Genomic DNA, 9,364 nt, shown 5'->3' on the forward strand with positions numbered 1-9,364 from the left:
CTTCCGTCAGTCGATCAGGGTTTCGTCTTTCAGCGTCGCCGGGTCGATTGCCGACAGGTCCGGACGATCGATTGTAGCGGTTGCCATCAGCGCGGCGATCGCCTCTTCCATCGCGGTGCCCTGGATGGCCTCGGCCAGTTGGTCCCGGACCTCTTCCAGCGGCGGCGGGCCCTGCAGGCGCTTGTCGTTCAGCTTGACCACGTGCCAGCCGAACTGGGTCGCGACCGGTTCCGAGACCGCGCCGACTTCCATCTCCATCACGGCGGCCTCGAAGGCGGGAACCATCATGCCGGAAGAGAACCAGCCCAGTTCACCGCCACTGGGGCCTGAGGGGCCGGTCGAATGTTCCTTGGCAAGGGCGGCGAAATCGGCGCCGCCGGAAAGCTCTTCGATGAGCGCATCGGCTTCGTCCTGGCTGCTGACCAGGATGTGCGAGGCATTCCATTCCTCGGTCGGTTCGGCATTGGCGAACTGCGCGTCGTAGGCTTCCTGCAACGCTTCTTCAGTGATCGCCTCTTCGATCACGCCCTGCAGCATCACCCCGGCAATCAGCGCGCGGCGCTCGTTTTCCAGCGTGGCCAGAACGCGCCGGTCCAGCTCACCCACGGCCTGTGTCAGCACGATCTGCTGGATCATCTGCTCAAGCAGGCCTTCGAACAGAACGTCGTCGGGCAGCTGCAGGTACTGCTGCGGCAGGGCCGAGCGGGCCGCGACAAGGTGTCCCAGGGTCAGGGTTTCGCCATTGACCGTGGCGACAATGGTGTCGGCGGTAACTTCCTCTGCGGCGGTCGGAAGGGCCAGGGCCACGGCCATTGCCGCCCCGATCAGAAAGCTGTGACGTTTCGACATGAAAAGATCCTCGAAAGGGGCCGGAAAGCCCGGCAATGTTGACAGTTTTACCCCCTGCGCCTACATCCTCCGAAGGCTTGAGAGCGCCGGTTCCTTCCGTTCTAGATACGGGTCCCAAGGGGGACGGGCAAGTACCCTCTCATCAAATTGGATTGAACCTGTCGAGGCGGATAGAACATGCTTGGTATCGGAACTGTGGCGCGCAAGATTTTTGGCACGCCGAATGATCGCAAGATCAAGGCCACGCGCCAGGTGGTTGCCAAGATCAACGCGCTCGAGGAGGAGTTCGCCAAGCTGGACGATCAGGGGCTGGTCGACAAGACCGAAGAGCTGAAGCGTCGCGTCGCCGAGGGCGAGAAGCTGGATGACCTGTTGCCCGAGGCCTTCGCCAACTGCCGCGAGGCTGCCAAACGCGCCCTGGGCCTGCGCGCCTTCGACACCCAGTTGATGGGTGGGATCTTTCTGCACGAGGGCAATATCGCCGAGATGAAGACCGGTGAGGGCAAGACCCTGGTTGCCACCTTCCCCGCCTATCTGAACGCGCTGACCGGCCGGGGCGTGCATATCGTCACCGTGAACGACTACCTCGCCCGTCGGGATTCCGAATGGATGGGCAAGGTCTATGGCGCCCTGGGCATGACCACCGGCGTCGTCTACCCGCAGCAGCCCGACGCGGAAAAGAAGGACGCCTACGCCTGCGACGTGACCTATGCCACCAACAACGAGCTGGGCTTCGACTATCTGCGCGACAACATGAAGTCCAACCTGAAGGACATGTACCAGCGCGACCACCATTTCGCGATCGTGGACGAGGTCGACTCGATCCTGATCGACGAGGCCCGCACACCGCTGATCATCTCGGGCCCGGCCCAGGACCGTTCGGAGCTCTATGTTGCCATCGACAAGCTGATCCCAGAGGTGCTGGACGACCATTTCACCCTGGATGAAAAGTCACGCAACGTGACCTATACCGACGAGGGCAACGAGTTCCTTGAGCAGCGCCTGTCTGCTCTGGGCCTGCTGCCCGAAGGTCAGACGCTCTATGACCCGGAATCGACCACGCTGGTTCACCACGTGAACCAGGGCCTGCGTGCTCACAAGCTGTTCACCAGGGACAAGGACTATATCGTGCGCAACGGCGAGATTGTGCTGATCGACGAATTCACCGGCCGCATGATGGCGGGCCGCCGCCTGTCCGAAGGTCTGCACCAGGCCATCGAAGCCAAGGAAGGCTGCAATATCCAGCCCGAAAACGTGACGCTGGCCCAGGTGACGTTCCAGAACTACTTCCGCCTCTATGACAAGCTGGCGGGCATGACCGGCACGGCCCTGACCGAGGAAGAGGAATTCCTGGAGATTTACAAGCTGGGCGTGGTCGAGGTGCCGACCAACAAGCCGATCGCCCGCGAGGACGAACACGACGCGGTCTATCGGACTGGCGAAGAGAAATACGCCGCCGTGGTCGCGGAAATCAAGAAAGCGCATGAAAAGGGCCAGCCGACGCTGGTGGGCACCACCTCGATCGAGAAATCCGAGATGCTGTCGCAGTTGCTGAAAGCCGCGGGCATCCCGCATGACGTGCTGAACGCCCGCCAGCACGAACGCGAGGCGCAGATCGTTGCCGATGCCGGCCGTCTGGGCGCCGTGACCATCGCCACTAACATGGCGGGCCGCGGCACCGACATTCAGCTGGGTGGCAATGTCGAGATGAAGGTGATGGAGGCCCTGGCCGCCGACCCGGAGGCCGATCCCGAAGCCGTGCGCACCAAGATCGAAGGCGAACACGCCGCGGAAAAGGCCAAGGTGCTGGAAGCCGGCGGCCTGTTCGTTCTGGCCACCGAACGCCACGAAAGCCGCCGCATCGACAATCAGCTGCGCGGCCGTTCGGGCCGTCAGGGCGACCCGGGCCGTTCGGCCTTCTTCCTGAGCCTCGAAGACGACCTGATGCGCATCTTCGGCTCGGAACGCCTGGACAAGGTCCTGTCGACCCTGGGCATGCAGGAAGGCGAAGCGATCGTGCACCCCTGGGTGAACAAGTCGCTTGAACGCGCCCAGGCCAAGGTCGAAGGCCGCAACTTCGACATCCGCAAGCAGCTTTTGAAATTCGATGACGTGATGAACGATCAGCGCAAGGTGATCTTCTCCCAGCGTCGTGAGATCATGGAAACCGAAGACCTGTCGGAAATCGCCCAGGACATGCGTCACCAGGTGATCGACGACCTCGTCGATGGCTGTATGCCGCCGAAGAGCTACGCAGACCAGTGGGACACCCAGGGGCTCTATGCCTCGGTGATGGAAAAGGTCGGCATCGACGTGCCGGTGATCGACTGGGCGGCCGAGGAAGGCGCGGATGACGACACCATCCGCGAGAAGCTCTATGACGCATCCGACGAGTTCATGGCCAAAAAGGCGGTCGATTTCGGCCCCGAGACCATGCGCAATATCGAAAAGCAGGTGCTGCTGCAGACAATCGACAAGAAATGGCAGGAACACCTTCTGACGCTCGAACACCTGCGCTCGGTCGTCGGATTCCGCGGCTATGCACAGCGCGATCCGCTGAACGAATACAAGACCGAGGCGTTCCAACTGTTCGGCAACCTGCTTGACGGTCTGCGCGAGGACGTGACCCAACAACTGGCTCAGGTGCGACCGATGTCTGAAGAGGAACAGCGCGCGTTGATGGAACAGTATCTGAAACAGCAGGCTGCCCAGGCTGCTGCTGCCGCGCCCGCGCCCGCCGAAGAGCCGTCGGGCGACGCCCTCCCCGGTTTTGACGAAAACGATCAGAGCACCTGGGGCAACCCGGGCCGCAACGATCAATGCCCCTGTGGCTCCGGCAAGAAGTTCAAGCACTGCCACGGCGGCTTCTGAGGAGACAGCCCGCACGGAGCTTCGGGCTAATTTCGATTTCGGAAACGATACCGGGCTTGTAGGGGCCTGTGTTTCCGAAATCGGGCGGCGGGAAGCTGGCGGAAATGTGGCCTGTCGACGGCAAGAGTAACTTATTATAAGGAAATCCGCCTCATCCTGAGGTGGAAAAGCCATGTGAACTCCATCAGATCGGCGCAATTTCCGGTGATCCTCACACTGGTTTCGAGTGGAAGGAGATCGCCATGCATGTGATCGACAGGAAGAAGGCCATAACCGTCGGCGCGACCCTGGCTATTGCCGCTGCTGCCGGCTTTTTCATGCAGAAAGGGGTTCCCCTTCCGGCGGGCGCACCGCTGTCCAAGCCCGCTCTGGTCGCTGCCGCCGTGCCTGACACGCTTTTCACCGCTCCCCAACCCGTGGACATTCCGCTTGAGCCGCCGGTCCCGGAAGTCGTGCCGGAGCCTGTACGTGCCGAGGTGGCCCCGGTCATCTCCCCGGTCATCGCCGCGTCACCGATTGCCATTGCGCCTTTTGCTGATCCCGTTTCTCCCGGTGCGGAAGCCGAAACCGCGTTGCAGGTGGGCTCGATGTCCAAGACAGATGCCTTGGACCCGTCGCCCGGTGCAGACCCGGACTGTGAAACAGGCTTCACCGCCACCTCCGCACCCGCTGCGATGGTCGCGCTCGCTCTTGAATCTCCATGCCACGCAGGGGAGCAGGTCGAGATCACCCATGCCGGATTGCGCATTACCGAACAGCTGGATGACACCGGCTTGCTTCTTGTCGATCTGCCTGCCATGGTCGAAGACGCGCGGTTCCTGGCGCATTTCGCGGACGGACGCCAGGCCGAGGTCGAGGCCTTCGTGCCCACCCTGGCGGATTTCGAACGTGTCGCCCTTGTATGGCGGGGCGTGACCGGCATGGGGCTGCACGCGCTGGAAAACGGCGCCACCTATGATGAACCGGGCCACATGCACGCCAATCACCCGGGGACCGCAGCGCGCGCACAGGCCGGTGAAGGTGGATTTTTTACCGTTACGGGATCTGTTGCCGGTGGCTGGACCGCGGATATCTACACCTATCCGGTTGAATTGATCGACGCGGGTCGCCGCCCCGAGGTTTCGGTCGAGGCCGAGATTCTGGCCGAGGCTTGCGATAGCGCCATCCAGGCCACCTTGCTGCGCAACTCTCCGCGCGACGGGCTGAGCCTGACCGACCTGTCCTTCGGTGCGCCCGGTTGCGACGCTGTTGGTGAATTTCTGGTGTTGAAAAACCTGCCCCGAGACCTGAAGATCGCCAGCAACTGACGCTGGCAACAGGGGCGGGTCATGATCATTCTGCGCGCGGCGGTTCTCGCCGCGCTTTTTCTTACAAGCTTCACCGCCTTTGCGCGGGCCGATGACGTGACACTGCGGGCCCGAGACGGATCCATCACGCTCGATGGCGACTTGCTTGGTTTCGATGGCGAATTCTATCGCGTCGAGACGGAATACGGCGTGCTGACGGTTGATGCCTCCGGGGTCAGCTGCGAGGGGCCCGGCTGTCCGAACCTGGGCAGCTATGTCGCCGAGTTTACTATCTCCGGTGCCCATGAAATGGGTCGCGTGCTGATCCCCGCGCTGATCGAAGGCTTTGCCCTGCGTCACTCCTATGCGCTGCAACGCGAGGAACTGTCGGGCACCGGGCTGCTTTATACCCTGTTCGAAGGCGATGCCCGCCAGCCGGCCGCGCGGATCACCATACGCCTGACCACCTCGACCGAAGGCTTTGCCGACCTCCTTGGCAACGAGGCGGACATGGTGCTTTCCATGCGCGAGGCGACCGGGCGCGAACGCGCCCTGGTCCGCGACGCGGGTCTGGGCGACTTGCGGTCGTTGCGCCAGGTACGGGTCATCGCGCTGGATGCGCTGGTGCCGGTGGTGTCCGCCGGCAACCCGGTCCGCCGCCTGTCGCTGACCCAGCTGATGCAGATCTATTCCGGCGTTGTGACCAACTGGTCCGAACTTGGCGGAGAGGATGCACCGATCACACCCTATCTGCGCGACCCGTCCTATGGGTTTGGCCGTGTATTCACCAGCGAAGTGGTCACTGCGCAGGGCGGCGACCTGGCCGACAGCGTGCTGATACAAGCCAGCGATGCTGCCGTCACCCGTGCCGTGGCCGAAGATCCGTTCGGCATTGGCATTACCGGGTTTTCCAACCCGGGAGACGCGCAGGTGGTCACGCTGACCGGCAGCTGCGGATTCGATCTTGCAGCCACGCGCGCCACCATCAAGGCCGAGGATTACCCGCTGACAACGCCAATGTACCTGTATCTGCCCGGCCGCCGCTTGCCGCGCCTGGCTCGCGATTTTCTGCGCTACATGCGTTCGGACGCGGCGCAATTCGTGGTGCGCCGCGCGGGTTTTGTCGACCGGCGATTTGACGAGGTGCCCGCGCGTGAACAGGGCGACCGGCTGGCCAATGCGCTGCGTGCCGCCGGACCCGAGGTCACTCTGGAACAGCTGCAGCGGCTGGCCGGGTTGATGGCAGGAAACGCGCGGCTGTCGATCACTTTCCGCTTCGAAGGCGGCTCGGTCGTGCTGGATGCCCCGTCGCGTTCGAATGTCGCAACGCTGGCGCGGGCGTTGGAATCCGGCCGCTTCGACGGTCGGGCCCTGTCGCTTGTCGGCTTCAGTGACGGACAGGGCGGCGCGGAGCAGAATGTGGAGATCGCCCGGCGCCGGGCCGAAGGGGTACGGGCCATCCTGGCGGAAGAGGTCGAAGGCCCCCTGCCCGATATAACGGTCCATGCCTTCGGCGAGGCCCTGCCCCTGGCCTGTGACGACAGCGCCTGGGGCCGGGGCGTGAACCGGCGGGTTGAGGTGTGGCTGCGTTGATTAAATGGTCACAGGTACCCCTGTGCGCGAAAGCTCAACTCGCGTGATTTTCCGATGATCAGGTGATCGTGCAGCGTCAGCCCCAGCGCGCGCGCCGCGTCTTCGACCCGCTGTGTCATGGTGATGTCACTGTCTGAGGGAGTCGGATCGCCGGAGGGGTGGTTGTGCACCAGGATGATCGCGGAGGCATTCAGCTCAAGCGCCCGTTTCACCACTTCGCGCGGATAGACCGGCACATGATCCACCGTTCCCCGGGCCTGTTCCTCATCGGCAATCAGCACGTTCTTCCGATCCAGGAACAGCACGCGAAACTGTTCGGTTTCGCGGTGGGCCATGGTGGTGTGGCAGTAGTCCAGCAGCGCGTCCCAGGAGGTCACTACATGTTTCTGCATGACCCTGGCTCGGGCCAGACGGTGGGCTGCGGCCTCGACAATCTTGAGCTCCCGTATCACCGCATCGCCCACGCCCTTGACCTGGTGCAGCCGATCGACGGGTGCCGATAGCACACCATTGAAATCCTTGAAGGTTTCCAGCAGGAGCCGCGCCAGGGGCTTGACGTCCTGACGCGGGATGGCACGAAACAGCACAAGTTCCAGCACCTCGTAATCCGGCATTGCCGTGGCCCCGCCCAGCATGAACCGTTCGCGCAGGCGCGCGCGGTGATCCCTGATATAGGACGGCAGTTGCCCCTTTGTGTCCTTGGCAACCGGCACGACCGGCGCCTCGTCCACGTCGAACAGGCTCTGGGGCATTTCGCCAAAAGAGAAGTGTCGGTGCTTCATGACACCGACACTTGCATGCAAGTGGTAAACCAGGGGTTAACGGTTAACCCTTCATCCCGTCCCAGAAGCTTTTTACCTTCGAGAAAAAGTTCGAGCTTTCCGGGTTGTTCTCTTCGCTGAGTTCGTTGAACTCGCGCAGCAGCTCTTTCTGTTTCGACGTCAGGTTCACCGGAGTTTCGACCCCCAGTTCAATATACATGTCGCCCGCGCCACCACCGCGAAGGGCGGGCATGCCCTTGCCGCGCAGGCGCATCTGGCGTCCGTTCTGCGAGCCCGCCGGGATTTTGACCCGGCTCCGGCCGCCGTCGATCGTCGGTACCTCGACCTCGCCCCCAAGGGCGGCGGTGGTCATCGAGACCGGAACACGGCAGTGCAGGTGGATGCTTTCGCGGTCGAACAGAGCGTGGTCCTGCACCTCGATGAAGATGTAGAGGTCGCCCGACGGCCCGCCGCGCATGCCGGCCTCGCCCTCACCCGCCAGGCGGATGCGGGTGCCGGTTTCAACACCGGCGGGGATATTCACCGCCAGCGAGCGATCTTTCTCCACGCGGCCCGCGCCATGGCACGACCCGCAGGGGTTCTTGATCATCTGGCCCATGCCCTGACAGGTCGGGCAGGTGCGTTCGACGGTGAAGAAACCCTGCTGCGCGCGGACTTTGCCCATGCCCGAACAGGTCGGGCACATGGTCGGCTCCGCGCCGCTTTCGGCACCGGTGCCATTGCAGTCCTCGCAGCCGACCGAGGTGGGCACGTTGATCGTTTTCTGCAGACCGGAATAGGCATCTTCGAGCGTGACACGCAGGTTGTAGCGCAGGTCCGAGCCGCGCGCGGCACGCCCGCCGCCGCCGCCGCCACGGCCACCACCCATGAAATCGCCGAAGAGATCGTCGAACACGTCCGAAAACGCGCTGGCAAAATCGCCCTGGCCACGGAAACCGCCGCCGGGGTGGCCACCACCGCCCATGCCGCCTTCGAAAGCCGCATGGCCATAGCGGTCATAGGCCGCTTTCTTGTCGGCATCCTTCAGGACGTCATAGGCCTCGTTCGCTTCCTTGAACTGGGCCTCGGCATCCGGGTTGTCGGCGTTGCGGTCGGGGTGAAGCTCTTTCGCCTTGCGACGATAGCCCTTCTTGATCTCCTCTGCCGAAGCGCCCTTGGCGACGCCCAACACCTCGTAATAATCGCGTTTTGCCATCAGTATTTTATCCCTAGGAAACGCAAGCGACCGGCCCGATCATCGGGGCCGGCCGCGAAAGGGTCCGACCGGACCCGGACTTAGCGCTTGTCGTCGTCCAGATCTTCGAAGTCGGCGTCGACGATGTCGTCGTCCACACCGCGCGGCTCGTCGGCGGCGTCGGCTTCGGGGGCTTCACCGGCCGCCTCTTCCTGGCTGGCCTTATAAATGGCTTCGCCAAGCTTCATGGCCGCTTCGGTCACGTTCTGGATGCCCGACTTGATCTTGTCGGCGTTCTCTTCTTCCATCACGTCCTTCAGGGCGGCAATGGCCAGTTCGATCGCTTCGATCGTGGTCGGGTCGACCTTGTCCGAGTGCTCTTCCATCGACTTCTCGGTCGAGTGGATGAGGCTTTCGGCCTGGTTCTTGGCTTCGACCAGCTCCTTGCGCTCCTTGTCGGCCTCGGCATTGGCCTCGGCGTCCTTGACCATCGCGTCGATGTCCTCGTCGGACAGGCCGCCCGAGGCCTGGATCGTGATCGACTGTTCCTTGCCGGTGCCCTTGTCCTTGGCGCCGACCGACACGATGCCGTTGGCATCGATGTCGAAGGTCACTTCGATCTGCGGCATGCCGCGCGGGGCCGGCGGGATGTCCTCGAGGTTGAACTGACCCAGGATCTTGTTGTCCGCGGCCATTTCACGTTCGCCCTGGAACACGCGCAGGGTCACGGCGTTCTGGTTGTCTTCGGCGGTCGAGAAGATCTGGCTCTTCTTGGTCGGGATCGTGGTGTTGCGGTCGATCAGGCGGGT

7 protein-coding genes are annotated in these 9,364 nt (G+C 63.1%); 3 read left to right on the forward strand and 4 right to left on the reverse strand.

Features of this window, described 5'->3' with window-relative positions; translation table 11 throughout:
* Positions 1–6 precede the first annotated feature (6 nt).
* Positions 7–849 (reverse strand): peptidylprolyl isomerase, encoded by an 843-nt coding sequence (locus tag Q1V43_RS12715; protein WP_300518536.1) that lies wholly within the window; start codon positions 847–849, stop codon positions 7–9.
* Between the two features lie 177 nt (positions 850–1,026).
* On the opposite strand from Q1V43_RS12715, the gene secA reads away from it, so the two are divergent.
* The 3 genes from secA (at position 1,027) to Q1V43_RS12730 (ending at position 6,599) form a co-directional block, all read left to right on the forward strand.
* Positions 1,027–3,720 carry a preprotein translocase subunit SecA gene (gene secA / locus Q1V43_RS12720; RefSeq protein ID WP_300518539.1) on the forward strand — a complete coding sequence of 898 codons (2,694 nt, stop codon included), beginning with the start codon at positions 1,027–1,029 and terminating at the stop codon, positions 3,718–3,720.
* Positions 3,721–3,962: 242 nt separating this feature from the next.
* On the forward strand, positions 3,963–5,027 hold the full coding sequence (locus Q1V43_RS12725) for a hypothetical protein (protein WP_300518541.1): 1,065 nt from the start codon (positions 3,963–3,965) through the stop codon (positions 5,025–5,027).
* A 21-nt stretch (positions 5,028–5,048) separates the two neighbouring features.
* The gene (locus Q1V43_RS12730) at positions 5,049–6,599 is read left to right on the forward strand and encodes a phosphate ABC transporter substrate-binding/OmpA family protein (protein ID WP_300518543.1); all 1,551 of its coding nucleotides are present in this window, start codon (positions 5,049–5,051) and stop codon (positions 6,597–6,599) included.
* An 8-nt stretch (positions 6,600–6,607) separates the two neighbouring features.
* On the opposite strand, the gene radC is transcribed toward Q1V43_RS12730, so the two are convergent.
* The 3 genes from radC to Q1V43_RS12745 form a co-directional block, all read right to left on the reverse strand.
* A complete protein-coding gene (radC, locus tag Q1V43_RS12735) occupies positions 6,608–7,351 on the reverse strand; it encodes a DNA repair protein RadC (protein ID WP_300518545.1) in 744 nt (247 codons plus the stop codon).
* Positions 7,352–7,424: 73 nt separating this feature from the next.
* Positions 7,425–8,576 carry a molecular chaperone DnaJ gene (gene dnaJ, locus Q1V43_RS12740; protein ID WP_300518547.1) on the reverse strand — a complete coding sequence of 384 codons (1,152 nt, stop codon included), beginning with the start codon at positions 8,574–8,576 and terminating at the stop codon, positions 7,425–7,427.
* Between the two features lie 80 nt (positions 8,577–8,656).
* Positions 8,657–9,364 (reverse strand): Hsp70 family protein (locus Q1V43_RS12745; protein WP_300518549.1); only part of this gene is annotated, 708 nt, incomplete at its 5' end.

The organism is Aliiroseovarius sp., assembly GCF_030148435.1.
Lineage (GTDB): Bacteria > Pseudomonadota > Alphaproteobacteria > Rhodobacterales > Rhodobacteraceae > JASBTN01.